Source organism: Gimesia chilikensis (genome assembly GCF_007744075.1).
In the GTDB taxonomy this organism is placed as follows: Bacteria; Planctomycetota; Planctomycetia; order Planctomycetales; family Planctomycetaceae; genus Gimesia; species Gimesia chilikensis_A.
Genome location: NZ_CP036266.1, coordinates 6,439,445 through 6,457,041 on the forward strand (window position 1 = coordinate 6,439,445; position 17,597 = coordinate 6,457,041).

Annotated in this window: 16 protein-coding genes; 13 read left to right on the plus strand and 3 right to left on the minus strand. The window is 52.1% G+C overall.

Features of this window, described 5'->3' with window-relative positions:
* The first annotated feature begins 32 nt into the window (after nt 1-32).
* Entirely contained in the window at nt 33-2,153 is a 2,121-nt protein-coding gene (ppk1, locus tag HG66A1_RS24180; RefSeq protein ID WP_145190198.1) for a polyphosphate kinase 1, read from the plus strand.
* A 590-nt stretch (nt 2,154-2,743) separates the two neighbouring features.
* On the opposite strand, the gene HG66A1_RS24185 is transcribed toward ppk1, so the two are convergent.
* Nucleotides 2,744-4,042, minus strand: coding sequence for a Gfo/Idh/MocA family protein (locus tag HG66A1_RS24185; RefSeq protein ID WP_145043194.1), 1,299 nt, complete (start codon nt 4,040-4,042; stop codon nt 2,744-2,746).
* A gap of 664 nt (nt 4,043-4,706) precedes the next feature.
* Between HG66A1_RS24185 and HG66A1_RS24190 the strand changes: the two genes are divergently transcribed.
* From HG66A1_RS24190 to HG66A1_RS24200, 3 genes are all read left to right on the plus strand, one after another.
* Nucleotides 4,707-5,306, plus strand: a complete 600-nt coding sequence (locus tag HG66A1_RS24190) for a response regulator (protein WP_145190201.1) — start codon at nt 4,707-4,709, stop codon at nt 5,304-5,306.
* Nucleotides 5,307-5,527: 221 nt separating this feature from the next.
* Complete coding sequence (locus HG66A1_RS24195) at nt 5,528-6,223, plus strand: PIG-L deacetylase family protein (protein WP_197996774.1); 696 nt, start codon at nt 5,528-5,530, stop codon at nt 6,221-6,223.
* 68 nt (nt 6,224-6,291) lie between these two features.
* On the plus strand, nt 6,292-6,783 hold the full coding sequence (locus HG66A1_RS24200; RefSeq protein WP_145190206.1) for a DinB family protein: 492 nt from the start codon (nt 6,292-6,294) through the stop codon (nt 6,781-6,783).
* Here the strand turns inward: HG66A1_RS24200 and HG66A1_RS24205 are convergent.
* Nucleotides 6,780-7,817 (minus strand): hypothetical protein, encoded by a 1,038-nt coding sequence (locus tag HG66A1_RS24205; RefSeq protein WP_145190209.1) that lies wholly within the window; start codon nt 7,815-7,817, stop codon nt 6,780-6,782. The two genes, HG66A1_RS24200 and HG66A1_RS24205, sit on opposite strands and share 4 nt — an antisense overlap.
* Before the next feature lie 174 nt (nt 7,818-7,991).
* On the opposite strand from HG66A1_RS24205, the gene HG66A1_RS24210 reads away from it, so the two are divergent.
* From HG66A1_RS24210 to HG66A1_RS24250, 9 genes are all read left to right on the plus strand, one after another.
* Nucleotides 7,992-8,378, plus strand: coding sequence for a globin (locus HG66A1_RS24210; protein ID WP_145190212.1), 387 nt, complete (start codon nt 7,992-7,994; stop codon nt 8,376-8,378).
* Between the two features lie 35 nt (nt 8,379-8,413).
* Complete coding sequence (locus tag HG66A1_RS24215; protein ID WP_145190215.1) at nt 8,414-8,821, plus strand: HIT domain-containing protein; 408 nt, start codon at nt 8,414-8,416, stop codon at nt 8,819-8,821.
* Between the two features lie 33 nt (nt 8,822-8,854).
* Nucleotides 8,855-9,862, plus strand: a complete 1,008-nt coding sequence (locus HG66A1_RS24220) for a Gfo/Idh/MocA family protein (RefSeq protein WP_145190218.1) — start codon at nt 8,855-8,857, stop codon at nt 9,860-9,862.
* Nucleotides 9,863-10,023: 161 nt separating this feature from the next.
* Complete coding sequence (locus tag HG66A1_RS24225; protein ID WP_145190221.1) at nt 10,024-10,446, plus strand: cupin domain-containing protein; 423 nt, start codon at nt 10,024-10,026, stop codon at nt 10,444-10,446.
* Nucleotides 10,447-10,616: 170 nt separating this feature from the next.
* Nucleotides 10,617-11,072, plus strand: a complete 456-nt coding sequence (locus tag HG66A1_RS24230; RefSeq protein WP_232106662.1) for a hypothetical protein — start codon at nt 10,617-10,619, stop codon at nt 11,070-11,072.
* Between the two features lie 56 nt (nt 11,073-11,128).
* On the plus strand, nt 11,129-12,478 hold the full coding sequence (locus tag HG66A1_RS24235; protein WP_145190224.1) for a glutamine synthetase family protein: 1,350 nt from the start codon (nt 11,129-11,131) through the stop codon (nt 12,476-12,478).
* A 163-nt stretch (nt 12,479-12,641) separates the two neighbouring features.
* On the plus strand, nt 12,642-13,409 hold the full coding sequence (locus tag HG66A1_RS24240; RefSeq protein ID WP_145190227.1) for a FadR/GntR family transcriptional regulator: 768 nt from the start codon (nt 12,642-12,644) through the stop codon (nt 13,407-13,409).
* A gap of 36 nt (nt 13,410-13,445) precedes the next feature.
* Nucleotides 13,446-14,864, plus strand: a complete 1,419-nt coding sequence (locus HG66A1_RS24245; protein ID WP_145190229.1) for a hypothetical protein — start codon at nt 13,446-13,448, stop codon at nt 14,862-14,864.
* A gap of 148 nt (nt 14,865-15,012) precedes the next feature.
* Nucleotides 15,013-16,146 carry a leucine-rich repeat domain-containing protein gene (locus HG66A1_RS24250; RefSeq protein WP_145190232.1) on the plus strand — a complete coding sequence of 378 codons (1,134 nt, stop codon included), beginning with the start codon at nt 15,013-15,015 and terminating at the stop codon, nt 16,144-16,146.
* A 68-nt stretch (nt 16,147-16,214) separates the two neighbouring features.
* Here the strand turns inward: HG66A1_RS24250 and HG66A1_RS24255 are convergent, their stop codons facing one another.
* Entirely contained in the window at nt 16,215-17,522 is a 1,308-nt protein-coding gene (locus HG66A1_RS24255) for a Gfo/Idh/MocA family oxidoreductase (protein WP_145190235.1), read from the minus strand.
* Nucleotides 17,523-17,597 lie beyond the last annotated feature (75 nt).

Consider the following 17,597-nt stretch of genomic DNA (forward strand, 5'->3'; position numbering starts at 1 on the left):
TCATCCATATCCAACAGGACATCAGTTTGCCCATGGCTTCGAATACTGCGAATTACCTGAACCGTGAATTAAGCTGGCTGGAATTCAATCAACGCGTTCTGGATGAAGCCCACGACACGAGTATTCCATTGCTGGAACGTTTGAAATTTCTGGCCATCACCAGTTCCAACCTGGATGAGTTCTTTATGGTCCGCGTGGGTGGTTTGCACCTGCTGCAGGCCAGTGGTAATACGAGTACAGACCCCTCCGGAATGACCGCCAGAGAAACACTGGAAGCCATCAGTCTGCGCGCTCATCAGATGATGGTGGATCAGTATCAGTGTCTGTTGAAAGAGATTGAACCACCGCTGGCGGAGGCCGGCTTTCAACGCGTCAATCCCCTCGATCTTTCAGACTCACAACGGAGAATCGTAGAACACGTCTTTCGGGATGAGATCTATCCGGTCCTGACACCAATGGCCGTGACGCCGGATATGGATTTTCCTTACCTGGTCAACCACACCCTCAACATTGTGGTACGACTGAGCCCCGATGAAAAAAGTAAAAAGCCCCGGGACCGGTTTGCCATCATCCCCTTCGGTCGCACTGATTTTCGTTTCATCACGCTCCCTTCGGAAGGCGGATACCAGTATCTGCCGATGGAGGATGCCGTCTGTCTGTTTATCGAACATTTTTTCCGGGGCGAAGAAGTTCTGGAATGCATCCCTTTTCGTGTAACAAAAAACGCCGATGTCAGTCTGCAGGATGAGTTCGCTTCAGACCTGCTGCACCAGATGGAAGACATGCTCGATCAGCGAAAGCAGGGTGACTGTATTCGCCTGGAGATTGCCGAATCGGTATCCGTTGAAACCCTGGAATTTCTGGAACGGGGCCTGGGGGTACTGGATGAAAACGTCTATCGCATTCCCGGTCCCCTGGATCTGACTGCGTTCATGCGTCTGACTGATATTTCCGGCTTTGACAGCCAGAAGGATGCCAACTGGCCTCCTCAACCTTCTCCGGAAGTGAATCCGCGAATCAGTATGTTTGAAAACATTACCCGTCAGGACATTCTGCTCTGCCATCCTTACGAGAGCTTTGAGCCTGTGGTCCGGCTGGTAGAAGAAGCAGCCGTCGATCCCGATGTGCTCGCCATCAAACAGATTCTGTATCGTACGAGTAAACACAGCCCGATTGTGGCAGCCCTGATTCGCGCTGCCGAGCAGGGCAAGCATGTCACCGCGATCGTGGAACTGAAGGCCCGCTTTGACGAAGCCCGGAATATCGAATGGGCTAAAAACCTTGAGCATGCAGGGGTGCAGGTGATCTATGGAGTGAAAGGACTCAAGACACACGCCAAAATCTGCTGCATCATTCGTCGCGAGCCTCACGGGATTCAACGCTACATGCATTTTGGAACCGGTAACTATAACGATGCTACCGCCAAGATCTACAGCGACATCAGTTACTTCACGTCTGACGAAGTGCTCGCCTCCGATGCGATCAACTTCTTTAATTCGATCACCGGATATTCGATTCCCCAGAAATATCAGAAGCTGGAAGCGGCTCCGATCAGTCTACGCGACAAACTGCTGGATATGATCCACCACGAAACGGAGCGAAAGAAACAGGGACAGAAAGCGCGGATCGTGGCCAAAATTAATTCTCTGGTCGATCCGGATATTATTGATGCCCTGTACGAGGCTTCTGAAGCCGGCGTGAAAGTCAAATTGAATATTCGCGGTATCTGCTGCCTGCGCCCGGGAGTTGCCAAGCTCAGTAAAAATATCGAAGTCGTGAGTATCATTGATCGTTTCCTGGAACATGCCCGCATTCTGTATTTTTATCATGGAGGCGATGAGCGGGTATTCATCTCCAGTGCAGACTGGATGCCGCGCAATCTCGACCGCCGGGTGGAACTGCTGGTTCCCGTTGAAGAAGAAAACTGCCGGAACAAACTGATCAAAATTCTGAACTGTTATTTTGAAGACAACGCCAAGGCACGGGTTCTGAATGGTGATGGTGTCTATGAGCGGATCACCCCCAATAAGGAAAAGAATCTGGTGCGTTGTCAGGAAGTGCTGTACGACGAAGCCGTCACAGCCATCCGCCAGGCAGAGGTGGCCAGTCGGACCGTGTTCGAACCTCATATGGCGCCGGAAGAACAAAAATAAAACTCCGAACCCCTCCTGCTGGAGGAGTGTCAGTACACAGGAAAACAGTATTTTCAACGAGGGTCTGCAAATAAGATTCTACCCCCGTTTGAATTACTGTCGAGATACAAAATCCTTATCTCATTCAAGCTGAATAAGTTAGGTTTTGAGGTAATTCCTGTTCTTGAGAAATTCCGCGTGAGGACAAGAAATCGGTATTGCCAGATCTCGGGTATTTGCAAAAATACCATTGTAGACTGTGTCGCACCCACGCAGTGCGACAGGACTGAAGCCTGTATTCTAATTGGAGCTACAGACCGATGATGAAACAGGGAGTTTTACAAAGAAAAGGAGGTGATTGAGTGGACAGTTATTGTTGTAGCCAGAAAGGTGGTTGTTCTTAGCGACTACTGGCGGGTTGTCATCGGCAACCACCACTCGTGAGGATCACCTCGATCCAAACGAAATTTAACCGGAGGCTGATCTGCGGCAACGTGGATCAGCCTCTATTTTTTTGTCTGGTCAATGCGTTGCACGCCGCGCATAAAAAACAGCACTGAAGCCGGGCTCCAGTGCTGTTGATCGATTCAACAAAATTTGATTGTCATAGATTAGACTTCGTTGGGTACGACAAACGGTTTGCGGTACTGACGAGTCAGATACTTATCTGCTTCCGGGTCGTTTACAAACTGTTCGGTCTTCGGATCGAAGTTTAACTGCCGTCCCAGACGGTAAGCGATGTTACCGAGGTGAGCAATTCCGGAGCTCGTATGAGCGGTTTCAACCGGGCCGTTCAGCGTTTCTGCTTTCCGGGAACGGACGGCGTCCAGGAAGTTGGTAAAGTGCGCTACGACAGGATCGTCGCCGCTGTTCTTCGGACCGGGTTCCCGTTTCTGGCCGAGATAGGTCTCATAGGATTTATAACCTTTGATGACCATGTAGCCTTCTGAACCGTAGAAGATATTACCAACGGTGGCACCATCTTCCGTGTTTGTGCACCAGGGACGAACTTCGAACTGAATCATTTTATTCTCTTCCGGATAGAAGTAGTTCGTCGTCAGCAGTTCCGGGGTGACTTTATCATCGTCCCAGAGGAACTTGCCGCCCATGGCAGTGATCTGCGAAGGCAGTTTCACGTCCAGCCCCCAGAGACACATGTCGGTTTCGTGAACGCCCTGGTTTCCGACATCGCCGTTACCGTAATCCCAGGTCCAGTGCCAGTTGTAGTGCACGTAACGACGTGAGAAATCGGTTTCCTGAGCAGGTCCCTGCCAGAGATTCCAGTCGAGATAGGAAGGTGCTTTTTCATTCGGTTTTTTACCGATCGAAGGACGCCAGCGGAAGACCAGCCCACGCGCCATGTAGACATCTCCGATCGTACCTTTGCGGAGATGTTCGACCGCTTCCTGGATCGCAGGCTGGCTGCGTAACTGAACGCCGTGCTGGACGATGCGTTTATATTTGTCAGCCGCTTCAATCATCTTGCGACCTTCGAACAGGTTATGCGAACCCGGTTTTTCGACATAAACGTCTTTACCAGCCTGACAGGCCCAGATGGTGGCCAGGGAGTGCCAGTGGTTGGGGGTTGCTACTGTCACGACATCGATGTCATCACGATCAAACACCTTTCGCATATCGGTCTCTGTTTCCACCTTGCGACCGTATTTCTTTTCGAATTCGGCAGCCCGTTTTGCAAGAACCTGTTCATCGGGGTCGCAGAGCAGAACGACATCGGCTCCTTCGACATCGCCGACGGCTTTGATGTGTGTACGTCCGCGACCGTTAACTCCCAGTACGGCGACTCGGATTTTTCCATTCACATCGGCACGGGCGGTATTGCTCAGCAGCGAAGTTGCTGCCACTGCACCGGCGCTGGTTTGCAGAAAACTGCGACGTGTGACTTCACTCATTTGTATTCCCTTATCTGTTTGATGAAACGCATTTGAGACAGATTCAGATCCGCTTCAGAAGTAAAATTGTTCAACCTATAATCGTAAGCCCCCCCTCTGGCAAAGTCCAGACTGAGTACCGCTTTGGCGGGCAATCACCTCCCAGAATTTTCGGAAAAAAGTGGGGATTATTCTGCGGTCTGATGTTGTCCCAAAGCAACATTTCCGCAGCAGTAGAAAATCGCTGATTTCAGGCACATTTTGCCAGGTCTGGTAGACAGGCAGTGTGAATGTTGCATTAGGTCTTCAAACAGGAATGAAAATGAACAGGTAATGTAACATTTCCAGGCGATTCGGAAGCTGTAACGAGAACCGAAAACAGGCTTACGCAGAGAAATATGTGATATAGTTTTTACGGACACATCATGCAAAACACTTTTATTCACAACCTGTTCGAGTTCAAAAAACACCGCAAGCGGCCTGCTGGCTGGCTGCGAAGTTGTGATTTGCGAGTAAACACTCCCTCCCACCAGAGTCGAGTGTTTTTTCATGGAGTTTCCCACCCGGTTTTCGCAGAGTGCGAGCGAGTAGAAAGAATTCACTGCGAAAGGAAAGACAGTTTCAGTTTTTTAAAAGTGGATGAACCGAAAAAAAACGAATTCACCCCTGATCGAGAATTGCGCCTATGAAAGTATTAGTTGTTGATGATGTTGGATATACCTGCTACGTGCATACCAGGTTACTGGAAGAGCTGGGCTATGAAGTCATCTGTGCCTCTTCCGGTTTTGAAGCCCTTTCCATCCTGGAACAGGACAGCGAGATTAAAATCGTGTTCTCGGAACTGGTAATGCGTGAGCTGGACGGCCTGGATCTGTTCCTGAAGGTACAGAAACAGGAGCGTTATAACGACGATGGCCAACTTGAAGCCCCCATGTATTTCCTGATGACATCGATCCAGCCCGGTAACCAGACTCAGAATCGACAACAGGAACGACTGGAACTGGCAAAGAAACTCGGCATCACCGGGGTCATTTATAAAACCCGTGACCGGGAGGAGCTCAAACAGGCATTCGCTCATAATCTGAAAAGTGCCCTGGGTGAGTTGTCGGAAGCAACGCCGGTCGACATTTACACTCCCGCGCAAAACCTGTGTGAAGCAGTCAAAGATATTATTGAAACCAAAAACCTTGAGGCAGCTGAGGAACTATTTGACCTGATCATTGCCCAGTCCGAATACCTTGAGTTTTTCATTAACAGTTCCAGCAAACGCGCGGAACTGGCATAACCTCCCGCCCGCTTAAATAACGTCCTGCCTAAACTACTCGATCAGGCGCACTCTGATCAACCAGGCCCGGCCAGAACACTGTTTCTGGTCGGGCTCCTTCTTTTTCTATACCGCCCCTTATTCATAGCGACCACAGCCCTGCTCAGGTATGATCAGATACGACATTCAAACGGATGCTGTTCTGGTATTCAAACGATTCCTTCGAAGGGAGTATCTCGGACATGGCTGATCAGAAAACACTACTCGCCATCGGAGCCCACTTTGATGACTGCGCTTACGGCGTCCCCGGGATCATGCTGCAGGCGGTTGCCAAGAACTACCGGGTCGTACAACTGATTCTGATCGGCGACTACAGTAACTGGCCCCCGACCAAGGGACGGGAAGCGGAATTTAAAGAGGGGGTCGTCCGCATTGCCCGGGACTACGGCATTGAAACCCGTTATCTGGATTTTGCCTCACATCGATATGACACCAATCAGGAAACCAAAGAAAAAGTGGCTGCCGCGATACACGACATCAAACCGGACATCGCATTGCAGCTCTGGGAATTCGATCATCATCACGACCACACAGTGGCTTCCCAGCTGAGTAAAATCGCCTTGAATCATGGAGGACGGGTTCTGAACGAAGATCGGTTCAGAGGACCACGCAAGATTTATCATTATGATAACGGTCCGGGCCATACCATCGGGTTTGAACCCGATACGTTCGTGGATGTGACGGATTACTGGGAGAAATCCCAGGAATGGCTGGGACGTTATATGGCATTACAACGCAACGTCGAGTACGATCCCGCACAATCCAACGGAGCCCTGCAGGGAAAAGAGAACCTGGCCCGCTACCGCGGTCAGACCTGTCGTGTCAAGTTTGCCGAGGCACTCTGGGCGCCACGCAAACAACCCGTGGAAATTCTCTAACCTTCGCTTTTCAATAGTCGCATCTACTCGAATCTAAATACCCCCTGTTTGAGAGTGAGAACCATATTATGAGTCTGGCAGAACACATTACCGCAGCCCTGCAACTTCCGACCACTGTCGTCAACATGTACCTGGATGATCTGACCGACGCAGAACTGCTGGTGAGACCCGCAGAGAACATGAACCACATCGCCTGGCAGCTGGGGCACCTGATCCAGAGTGAGCACATGCATGTATCTGAAGTCGCCCCCGATGCGATGCCTGCGCTGCCCGCAGGATTTGCGGAACGACACACCAGAGAAACCGCTGCCAGTGATGAGCCGGCAGACTTCCTGAGTAAAGCCGAGTACATCCAGCTGATGCACGAACAGCGTGAAGCCAGTTCAAAGTTGCTCGCAACACTGAGTGATGAGCAGCTGTCGCAACCAGCGCCGGAAAAAGTGAACTATCTGGGACCAACAGTTGGTTGCATTTTTGCAGGAGAAGCGACGCACTGGATGATGCACGCCGGCCAGTGGGCGGTTATACGTCGCCAGTTGGGGAAAGCGCCACTGTTTTAATTGGCCTTCTCCACCACCGGCTCCTTGAAGGGTTCCGGTTGGATCCAGCGGACATACTGACGGGGTCCCTGCGGTAATTTGATCTGCTGGCCGGGTGGAGTATTTACCGTCATACCGTAAAGGTATCCGTTCATGTCGCCTACCAGTGCGGTATGCAGAATTCGATTCTGCGGATTAAGGTGCGTGATCAGAGTCAACCGGCCGTTGAGGGCAGACGCGATCTGTAAATCTCCCGAGTGAGTTTCCTGGAACTTCAACTCGCGGGCAAACCGATCGCGCATGCGGCCCGTCGCGCGGTAAGTCCCTCCCGTCGGGCCGATGACCTTCTTGCCCTGGAAGAGTACGTTGCGGTCATCATAACAAATCACAATCAGGCAGCGTTTCTCATCCCCCTGGAGCCAGTTCAGAAACTTCTGACCATGCCGATCCGCGACACTGAAAGAGTAGTTCGCATCCAGAAAGAGAAACCGATCGACCTGTTCTGAAATCTGGTCTGTCCCATTGAGAAATCCCCACATAAAACTGCCACCCCCACTGTGACAGGCCAGTGTGAGACGTGGTGTTTTCAGCGGAATCTCAGACAGGATGCTGCGAATGATGTTCTGAATCAATACAGGATTGTCCGGGTGACGCGCCCGCCAGCGTGGCCAGCTGAGACCTTCAGCCTCCAGGCAGACCAGGATCAGATTCTCCCCGGGATTCCAGGCCTGCCACTGGCGGTGCTGAGCGGCAATCTGCTGGATCTCAAAATGCCAGTCGCGTCCTTCCTGTTTTTGACAACCCAGTGTCTGTTCGATCGTATTTCCATTGGGAGTCGCGAAGAACACAACGCGAGTCGGCTTCTCGACTGCAATGCGACGGGGCAGCGGAGCGACGATGATGGCACGCACCTCAGGCTCAAGATGCTGATACGAGATCTGCTCTGCAAACCAGGGGCTGGCAGTGAAGTTCTTCCAGACTGGTTCTCCCGCTCCCAGTTCAGAGTGACACGTAAAAATAAAGAGAGTCAACAGACAACAGATTCGGGAGTACATCACTTCTCCACTGAAATGACTTTAAGAGTGCATCCAGCTCAGAACTACGGGAGGGTAGGAATCTGAACCCGTAAATCCTAAGATACACAAATTCGACGGCAGGCCCTACTACGTTCTGCCAAATTTTAAGTACAGAGAGAAATATACGGCACCATAGAGGAAACGCGAAACTCGATGAATCAGATCGCACTGGAAGAAATCTTTGATCACCTGGGAGAAGCCCATCTGGAGCAGTTGATCGCTGCCTTTTATCGTCGAGTGAAAACGGACGACATTCTGAACCCCATGTACCCGCAGGATGATCTGGATGGCGCAGAATATCGACTGAAAGAATTTCTGGTATATCGTCTCGGTGGCCCCCAGCGTTATCTAAAGGAGCGGGGACATCCTGCTCTCCGTATGCGTCACGCGCCGTTTGCGATCAACCAGAGTGCCCGAGATCGCTGGATGGAGCTGATGACTGCCGCCATGACTGAGACAGAAGTTCCCGCGGAAATTCGCCAGACTCTGGAAATGTTTTTCGACCAGATGGCAACCTTTCTGATCAACCGGGCCGGCTAAACGAGTAAAATATGGTTCATGAAAAAGGAATTCCCATGGAACTGGACGCACGCCTGCAGGCAGACTGCCACCCCATCTGTGAGCTGACGGAATCACGACTGCTGTTGATGAACAATGCGCTGGTCGACTGGTTCATTCTGGTTCCCCACTGCGAGGAAATTGAGCTGACGCGACTCCCTTTCGCACAGCAGACCGCAATTCTGAGCGAGGTGAATCTGGTTGCCCGTTACCTGCAACAACACTGTAAACCGGATAAATTAAATATCGCCACGCTGGGCAATGTTGTCAGCCAATTGCATATTCATGTGATTGGGCGGAAACATACCGACCCTTACTGGCCGGCTCCCGTCTGGGGACAGGCAGAACGACTCGACTATACGGAAACGCAAATCGAGCAGATTAGACAGAGTTTCACCGAATTCGTTCAGCAGGAAAATCAATAACTCAACCTTCTCTTTTAAATATTGAGCTACAGCATGTCACAATCACCAGTACGCATCGGAGTTCTCGGCTTAATTCATGACCACGTCTGGGATCATCTGCCCCAGCTGGTGCATTCTGAAAATGCGGAGCTCGTGGGAGCCTTCGATACCAATCTGGCCTTGCGGGAACGCATTCAGAGCGAATATGGATGCCCCGTTTATGAAACACCTGAAGAACTATTGAGCGAACAGGAACTGGATGGCGTCTTCATTTTCAGCAGTAACAAAGCCGGGGCGGAACTCACACTACTGGCCTTGGAACGGGGGCTGCACGTGATGATCGAAAAGCCGATGGCTGCGAGTCTCGCGCAGGCGGAGGCGATGCTGGCTGCCGCTCAAGCAAAAGATCTATGCCTGATGGTCAACTGGCCTTTCGCCTGGTGGCCCCAGATGCAACATGCGATTACCTTAGCCAAAGCGGGTGGCATCGGAGACCTCTGGCAGGTGAAATACCGGGCCGCCCATGCCGGCCCTAAAGAACTGGGCTGCAGTGATTATTTCTGTGATTGGCTGTTTAATCCAGAGCTGAATGGTGCCGGCGCCATGATGGATTACTGTTGTTACGGCTGTGTCCTGGCCAGTAATCTGCTGGGAGAACCGGATTCAGTCACCGGCCTGGGAGGACAGTACCGCCCTGCCCCGCTTGGTGTAGAAGACAATGCGCTGATCGTCATGCAGTACCCGCACGGGATTGCAACCGCGGAAGGATCGTGGTCACAAGTCGGTAAACTGACAGCTTACGCAACTGCGATCTATGGCACCGAGGGAACCTTGATTGTCGAACCGCATAAAAAAGGAAGACTGATGCTGGCAACCGAGGACGAACCTCTGGGAACAGAAGTCAAAGTCGAGTGTCCAGTGCTTACCCTGCAGACAGCGACCGAACATTTTGCACATTGTATCCGGACCGATCAAACTCCCTGGGAATTGTGTGATCCCAAAATCAGCCTGTCAGCGCAGCAGATTCTGGAGAGGGGCGTGCAGCAGATGCAGCAAAGTTAGGCGGCTTCTCGGCCCCTTTTGGGAATCGCCCCTTTTCTGTACGCGTCTGGAGCCTTACAATAAATACAGGCACCCGCCAGCTTTACAGTTCGCGTGCCTGATTTGGTAATCACTACTGGATTACTGAAGAAGCCATAGACTCTAACAGAAGGATAGCAGTCATGACACTTTCACATGCCAAAGCGGGTGAAGTGGTTGACATAAGCCCGCTGGGGGCAGATCTGGAGTCAGCTAAAACAACCACGCTGGTCAAAACGGAAGAGTTCCAGGTCATTCGCCTGGTTTTAAAGGCTGGTAAGACTTTGCCTGAGCACACAGCGCCCGGCATTATCACCATTCAATGCCTCGAAGGCCGTGTAAAATTCAACTGCCTGGGTGAATCACATGAGCTGACCGCAGGCAGGTTGTTGCATCTTCCTCACGCTGAACCACACGCGGTTGAATGTCTGGAATCCGCATCGCTGCTGTTGACGATCATTACCGACATGTCAGGCAAGCGTCCCCTGAATGCCATTGATGAGGCGGCAGACGAATCCTTTCCAGCGAGTGATCCTCCCGCCTGGAACGCAGGTAAAAGAATCTGACCCTCTGGTCTCGCTGCTTACATTGGTGCCTTAAGAAGTGGATTGTGAAAATTCACTGATTCACCTTTCCAGAATCTGAATGAATCTTTTAGAATTCAGTCAGGGCCTGTGATCTGGTTTGAAACACCGCAGGTACCTTTCTTTCCTGAGGCACCATTGGAGGAGCAGCTATGCGCAATATCCTGTTTATTCTCGTCTGTGGAGTTCTGGTCACCAGCAGTGGAGATCGCCACTCAACTCTTTCTCCCGCCAGCGCCACTGAGTTGGCTCCTGTAACAGCAAAGAACCAGAAGAAAAATCCTGCGCAGGAAAAAGTGTCTCAATTCATGCAGGCCAAACTGGATAGTTCCAAACAGGTTCTGGAAGGCATGATGACAGAGGACTTCCAACAGATCCAGAAAGGCGCGCAAAAGCTGATTGATATGAGTAACGCGACCCAGTGGCAAGTCGTGGAAGGTCCGGTTTTCGCTCAACAGAGTGCCGAGTTTCGCAATGCGGCTAAAGAGCTGCAGGATTATGCGAAAAAGAAAAATATTGATGGAGTGTCACTCAGCTATCTGCATCTGACGATGACCTGCATCGCCTGCCATAAACAGATTAAAAAGACGGCAGTTGTGATGCGCTAACTCGCGGCATCGACTCTTTTCACTCTACTATCACTTCAGACAACAGAGAGACGCAGATGCAGCGCGATCTACTGGAAAAACAGCTGCGGGAATACAACGTGGAACTGGTGCGGGCGATTTATGTCGGCCCCGATGGCATCGCGCGAGGCAAAGCGTTTCTGCCCGGTAGTATCGATGATGTACTCGCACACGGCCTGGGCCTGACGCAGGCCCAGGCTTCGGTGACGGTCTTCGATCACCTGCCTCCGGAAAGCCAGTTTCAACCCGTGGGTGAAGTGCGGATCTGCCCGGACATCAATACCTTTCAGGTGCTCCCTTACCTGCCAGGCCATGCGCGGATGATCTCTAACCTGAATACGATCCAGGGAGATCCCTGGGAACTCTGTCCGCGACATTTACTGCAGACGTTTCTCGACAGACTTTCTGAACGCGGACTGGTCCTCAGAGCGGCCTTTGAAAACGAGTTTACCATCTATCGCAATGTGAATGGCAACTGGGAGCCCCTCGATCAGACGAACTGCTTCAGTTCCGCAGCCATGGATATGGCCAGCCCCTACATACTGCCAATGCTCTCTGCACTGGAACAGCAGGGCGTGCAGGTTGAGAAGTATTACCCGGAAGCGGGCCATGGTCAGCATGAAATCCCCATTCGCCATCAGGCCGGAATGCTTTCCGCAGACCAGCAGGTCATTTTCAAAGAAACGGTGCGCGGCGTCGCCCTGGCGAATGATTTCCGGATTTCCTTCATGCCTAAAGCCTCACCTGATTCAGCCGGAAATGGCTGTCATATCCATTTCAGCCTCTGGGATAAAGAGAGCGAACAGAATCTGTTCTACGATCCCAATGCCGCTTTTGGACTTTCAGAACTGGCGCTGCAGTTCACAGCAGGAGTTCTGAATCACCTGCCGGCAGTCATGGCGTTTACCGCACCGACAACCAATTCCTACAGTCGATTTGTCGAACGTTGCTGGAGTTCCTGTTATGCCTCCTGGGGACCTGACAATCGCGAAGCAACGCTCCGTGCAGCCTCCGGATTTCTGGGACAGGAATCCGCCACTGTCAATGTAGAATTCAAACCCTCTGATCCGACATGCAATCCTTACCTGGCGCTCTCAGCACTGCTCTGTGCCGGCCTGGACGGAATCGATCAGGGTGCTTCTCCCGGCGAACCAGTCATGACCGATCCGGCATTATTGAGCGAAGCCGAACGAGAATCGCGCGGCATGAGGCGTTATCCCTCTGATCTGTCGGTATCATTGTCTGCCCTGGAAGCAGACTCCCTGTTTCAACGCCAATTCGGTGAATCACGGATTCAAGACTACCTCACAATGAAGCGCGCGGAGATTGAAATGATCAATTCTCTGGAACACGCCGCGGAACAGACAGCCTACCTATTCCGCTTTTAACCACTCACATGCCTGTATCGATAACCACTACCTCCGCAGACTTTTTTCGCGGTTGTGTTGATTTTCTATTAATTTCTCATCAGCATATGGTTACTCGATGACGCTCACTCAATTGTGCCCCACCAGAGCCTTTCACTCCCCGTTGAACCTTGAGAAGTGAAACATGCCAGATCCGACTGACCTATTGAACTCTGATAGCTGGGCAACCTCTTTTCCCAAAAGCTCAGAAATCGCAGAACAAATCTGCCTCCGCATCCAGAGAGAGAAGCTGGTCCCCGGCAGTTATCTGGGAACTGTCGAAAAGCTGACTGAAGAATTCGGCGTGTCTCGCTCAGTGATTCGTGAAGCTGTCGGAAACTTACGCGGACTGGGAGTCATCACCGGTCGCCCCAAGGTGGGCCTTTCCGTGGCAGAGGGAGATATTCAATCAGTCTTGCGCAAAGTTCTGGTTCCTCAGACAACGTGTGAAAAAGGCTGGCGGGAAGTGGCCCAGTTGCGCGTGGTGATCGAGCTCGGTTCCATTCCGATGGTAATTCAGAATATCACAGAATTGCAACTGGATCGACTGCAGGAGATTGTTGACGAGCAACATCTGCTGCTGGAGAACGATCAGCTGTCAGACGGACTGCTCCTGAAAAAGTTTGTCGAAAAAGATCTGCTGTTCCACGAAGCCCTCCTGCAGGCTGCTAACCAGGAACTGATCACACAGTTCCACCAGGTATTGATGAAGTATTTTCAACAGGGAATCGACTTCTTCCCGTTACCGACATTCCAGATGGTAGACGAACACCAGGCCGTCGTTGATGCGCTCCGAGATCGCGACTGCAATTTAACCATCCAGAGTCTGACAGCGCATCTGAAACCGATTCATTCGATGCTGAATACACTCGAAGTTTCAGATGCATCCCCGTCTGACGATTCCTTCGAATAAATTCATTCTGCCCAACCAGAGACGAGGTCCGCCACCATGAAGATCCTCTGCCTGTGTGCTGTTTTGCTGCTTCCTGCCTGGTCTGCTGTTTTCGCTCAAGAGCCGGTTCGCGAGATTGGTTCCCGCCGGGAACTGTTTGTCGATCGCTTTCTGGTCGGTGAGTTGATCGACACAGAACTCAAGCTGCATACACCACAGCTCAAGCCGGCAGTTGATCCGCCACGTCCGCACGGTCATTATGCAACGGTTCTCAAAGCAGATGATCAATTTCAGTTTTATTATCGGGGCGATACCCAACCGGGCAATCACTGGAAAAAAGGCTGGGAACAATATCATGACGGCGAAGTCACGCTGTATGCGGAAAGTAAGGATGGGATTCACTGGACCCTGCCAGACCTGGACATCTACCCGGATCATCCCACCTTCCCTGCAGGTAACGTGGTCCTGATGAATGAATTTCTGGTGAATCACAACTTCACTCCCTTCATCGATACCCGACCCGGCGTACCTGAGACCGAAAAATATAAGGCGCTGGGTGGGCTCGCTTATCAGCCGAATCAGCATCTCGAAGTCCGCAAACGCCGGGGACCGGGAGGCCTGAAAGCGTTTGTCTCTCCGGATGGAATTCACTGGAAACCGCTGCAGGCGGAACCGGTGATTCCCGAAGCGTGGGGCAAGTACTTCGATTCACAGAACTACGCTTTCTGGTCTGAGAGCGAGCAGGCGTACGTCTGTTATTTCAGACGGTTCATCAAAGGTTATCGTGGTATTGCCCGCACGACATCGCAGGATTTCATTCACTGGACTCCCTTCCAGGAAATGTACGCCAATCTTCCCAACGAACATCTCTATACCCCCTGCACGCAGCCCTACTTTCGTGCGCCGCACATTTACTTCGCGCTCCCCACCCGCTTCATGGCCAAACGGGGTTCTGCAACCGACATTCTCTTTATGAGTGCCCGTGGTTCCGCTCCCTTCGATCGGGAATTCACCCAGTCATTCATTCGTCCCGGGATTGGTCAGGATGGCTGGGCGAACCGTGCGAACTACGCCGCTATCGGCATTCATCAGACCGGCCCTGCAGAGATGTCACTGTTCCTGACAGGGGGCCGACGTTATACACTTAGACTGGACGGTGTCGCCTCCGTGAATGCCCCGCTGGAAGGTGGGACGCTGATCACCAAACCGCTGACCTTCACAGGTAACGAACTGGAGATCAATTATTCAACCAGTGCTGCCGGACAGATTCAGGTGGAAATCCAGGATGCTCAAGGAAATCCCCAGCCCGGCTTCACGCTGGCCGACTGCGAACCAATTTATGGCGACCATATTGCCCGTACCGTGCGTTGGAAGGAGGGGACTGATGTTTCCTCCCTCTCGGGAAAGCCGGTCCGTCTGCGCTTTGTGATGCACGATGCCGACCTCTATGCTTTGAAATTCAATCCCGCCCGGTAGTGTGAAGCCTCACCAGAGTCTTGTACCTGCTCCAGATTTGCACAAAAAACGGAAATGCTGTCTTGCCATCGGTTTTGAGTCTTCCTGAGAGTCGGTATGCTTAGGGTCAGAAGACTTTTTTTGCTACTTATGCTTGAAGGATCAAACCATGAAACCAATTCGAGAAGCGATGATTCTCGTTTGCTGCCTTACCCTGATTAACGGTTGTGCGAAACAGGGAGAAGTCGAGAAGCCGGCCTCCCAAGAAACAGCACAAACCGAACAGGCGACTCAAGAGACACCAGAAGCCAGCGTTCCCGAGAGTGAGCTCAAAGCGGCTGAATCCCTCAAAGCCGCTGGTGCGAAACTGAAACTGGATAAAGACGGCTATGTCATCGAGGTCAATCTGCGCGGCACTGTGATCGATGATGCCAAAACGCTTGAGGCGATCACCCAGTTGACGCGACTGCGATCGCTGCTGTTCAATGAAACACCGTTGAATGATGCGGTCCTCGAACTCGTGGGACAGGTCAAATCACTGGAAAATCTGGATGCACGTGACTGCTCATTAACCAATAAGTCGATCACTTACCTGACGGGGCTCTCCAAGCTCAAGGCACTGCGTCTGTCGGGTAATGAAGATATCGATGATGAAGCCATGCCGAACATTAACAAACTGACCAACCTCAAAGCGCTGATGCTCGACTTCCTCTGGGTCAGCGATGATGGGCTGACCCAGTTGAAAGATCTCCAGAAACTGGAAGAAATCTACCTCGCGAAAACACTGATTGATGATAAAGCGCTGCAGACACTCACCACGTTTCCCAAGCTGAAAAAAATCCGCCTGGCACAAAATCAGATCTCCAACGAAGGACTGGCGGCCCTCGCGAAAATTCCACAGCTGGTTGAACTGGACCTGAGCGAGAACAGCCTGCTCTCCGACCCCGGTATGCAGCACCTCTCGGGTCTGAAAGAAATGCAGAAACTGAATCTCTGGCGCGTCGCGCTGACCGACGAGGGCATCAAGCCGTTACAGGGGCTGACCAAAATGAAGTGGCTCAACCTGGACAACACACAGGTCACCGATGCCGGGCTGAAATACCTCAAAGACATGCATCAGCTCGAATTTCTGCACCTGGGTTCCACCCCCGTGTCTGATGCAGGATTACCGGCACTGGAAGGACTTACCAGCCTCAAAGAGCTGACGGTCACCCGGACGGCGGTCTCTGAAGCAGGCGTCCAAGAGCTGAAAAAGAAACTGCCGAATACCAAAATTCAGCTGAAATACATTCCCGGCGAGTAATTCAATCTGTAAAAAAAGCCCGGCTTCCCAATTGGGAAGCCGGGCCTGTCTTTGCGCTGACCGAGGGATTAAACGACTTCCCAGCCGTCGCGGTATTCTTTCGAGATGAACTTGTCGGCTGCAGGACAGTTCGTTGCTTTGAGGTTCGCTGCATCCCAATCCAGGGCACACTGAGAACGATAAGCCACATTGCCCAGCAGAACCGCTTCAGTCAGGGCACCAGAATAATCAAAGTTGCACGTGGTGGGAGAACCATCCTTGCAGGCCTTGATCCATTCGGCGTGATGACCGATTGAATTCGGAATAGACTCTTTCGGTGGTTTGAAGTCGCCGAACTTTTCTTTCGGGAACAGTTTATAGCTGCCATAGTTGGCAAACATGGATCCCTCAGTTCCAACAAACATCACACCGCTTCCCGGTACACGCTGACCGGCGACTTTCTTGGGAATCATGTTTCCGTCGTACCAGGTCAGGTTGACGGGTACCAGGCTACCCCGTTTGGGGAACTGGTAACGAACGGTCAAACCGTGTGGACAGGCTTCGGGATGGACTTCGGGGCCTTCGGCTTCACAGTGCGTCGGATGACGCAGGTCAAGTGCCCAGAAGGGGAGGTCCATGTAATGGCAGGCCATGTCACCCAGAGTCCCCTGGCCGAACTGCCACCAGCGACGCCACTGTGCGGGATGATAACGACCGGCGGCATAGGGACGCTCAGGTGCAGGACCGAGCCAGAGATCCCAGTTCAGATTCTTTGGTGGATCCTGAGTTTCAGTCGGTAGATCGCCGCCGCCCCAGCCTTTTCCAACCCAGACGTGAACTTCACCGATATCGCCCAGAACTCCGGATCGTACAATCTCAACAACGCGACGGTAATTATCGCCGGCGTGAATCTGAGTTCCCAGCTGTGTGGCAACGCCGTGCTTCTTCGCCTCTTCAGCGATGATACGTGCTTCCTGTACGGTGTGCGTCAGCGGTTTTTCACAGTAAACGTGAAGTCCTTTGCGAATAGCACGAATCGTGGCGGGGGCGTGATGATGGTCGGTGGTGCCGATGACGACGGCGTCAATCTTTCCATCTTCGCTTTCCAGCATCTCGCGGTAGTCTGCATAGCGACGGGCATCCGGTAAGCTGGATCCTGCTCGATCGAGGTAATTCTGGTCAACGTCTACCAGGGCGACGATGTTCTCACTTTTGACACCCGCGACATCGGCTGCAGCGCGGTTTGCAGTCCCGATACAGGCGATATTCAGTTTTTCATTCGCGGACTTCGAAGCAGCGGGAGCCAGCCCCGTCCAGAGTCCTGTAGAAATTGCAGCGGCGCCGGCAGTCGTGCTTTTCAGAAACTCACGACGGCTGAAGTTTGAATTCTTTTGCATTAATCAGTCCCATAAACAGAGGAAGGCCGCGGTTCGTCTCGGCCTGTGGAGTGATGATTAATTGACGTTCAAAAG

What these genes read in the sequence shown, in the direction of transcription:
- HG66A1_RS24245 (WP_145190229.1), top strand. Translation starts at nt 13,446, where the DNA reads ATGAAGATCCTCTGCCTGTGTGCTGTTTTGCTGCTTCCTGCCTGGTCT.
- HG66A1_RS24255 (WP_145190235.1), bottom strand. Translation starts at nt 17,522, where the DNA reads ATGCAAAAGAATTCAAACTTCAGCCGTCGTGAGTTTCTGAAAAGCACG.
- ppk1 (WP_145190198.1), top strand. Translation starts at nt 33, where the DNA reads ATGGCTTCGAATACTGCGAATTACCTGAACCGTGAATTAAGCTGGCTG.
- HG66A1_RS24235 (WP_145190224.1), top strand. Translation starts at nt 11,129, where the DNA reads ATGCAGCGCGATCTACTGGAAAAACAGCTGCGGGAATACAACGTGGAA.
- HG66A1_RS24190 (WP_145190201.1), top strand. Translation starts at nt 4,707, where the DNA reads ATGAAAGTATTAGTTGTTGATGATGTTGGATATACCTGCTACGTGCAT.
- HG66A1_RS24225 (WP_145190221.1), top strand. Translation starts at nt 10,024, where the DNA reads ATGACACTTTCACATGCCAAAGCGGGTGAAGTGGTTGACATAAGCCCG.
- HG66A1_RS24240 (WP_145190227.1), top strand. Translation starts at nt 12,642, where the DNA reads ATGCCAGATCCGACTGACCTATTGAACTCTGATAGCTGGGCAACCTCT.
- HG66A1_RS24200 (WP_145190206.1), top strand. Translation starts at nt 6,292, where the DNA reads ATGAGTCTGGCAGAACACATTACCGCAGCCCTGCAACTTCCGACCACT.
- HG66A1_RS24250 (WP_145190232.1), top strand. Translation starts at nt 15,013, where the DNA reads ATGAAACCAATTCGAGAAGCGATGATTCTCGTTTGCTGCCTTACCCTG.
- HG66A1_RS24220 (WP_145190218.1), top strand. Translation starts at nt 8,855, where the DNA reads ATGTCACAATCACCAGTACGCATCGGAGTTCTCGGCTTAATTCATGAC.
- HG66A1_RS24215 (WP_145190215.1), top strand. Translation starts at nt 8,414, where the DNA reads ATGGAACTGGACGCACGCCTGCAGGCAGACTGCCACCCCATCTGTGAG.
- HG66A1_RS24210 (WP_145190212.1), top strand. Translation starts at nt 7,992, where the DNA reads ATGAATCAGATCGCACTGGAAGAAATCTTTGATCACCTGGGAGAAGCC.
- HG66A1_RS24195 (WP_197996774.1), top strand. Translation starts at nt 5,528, where the DNA reads ATGGCTGATCAGAAAACACTACTCGCCATCGGAGCCCACTTTGATGAC.
- HG66A1_RS24205 (WP_145190209.1), bottom strand. Translation starts at nt 7,817, where the DNA reads ATGTACTCCCGAATCTGTTGTCTGTTGACTCTCTTTATTTTTACGTGT.
- HG66A1_RS24230 (WP_232106662.1), top strand. Translation starts at nt 10,617, where the DNA reads ATGCGCAATATCCTGTTTATTCTCGTCTGTGGAGTTCTGGTCACCAGC.
- HG66A1_RS24185 (WP_145043194.1), bottom strand. Translation starts at nt 4,042, where the DNA reads ATGAGTGAAGTCACACGTCGCAGTTTTCTGCAAACCAGCGCCGGTGCA.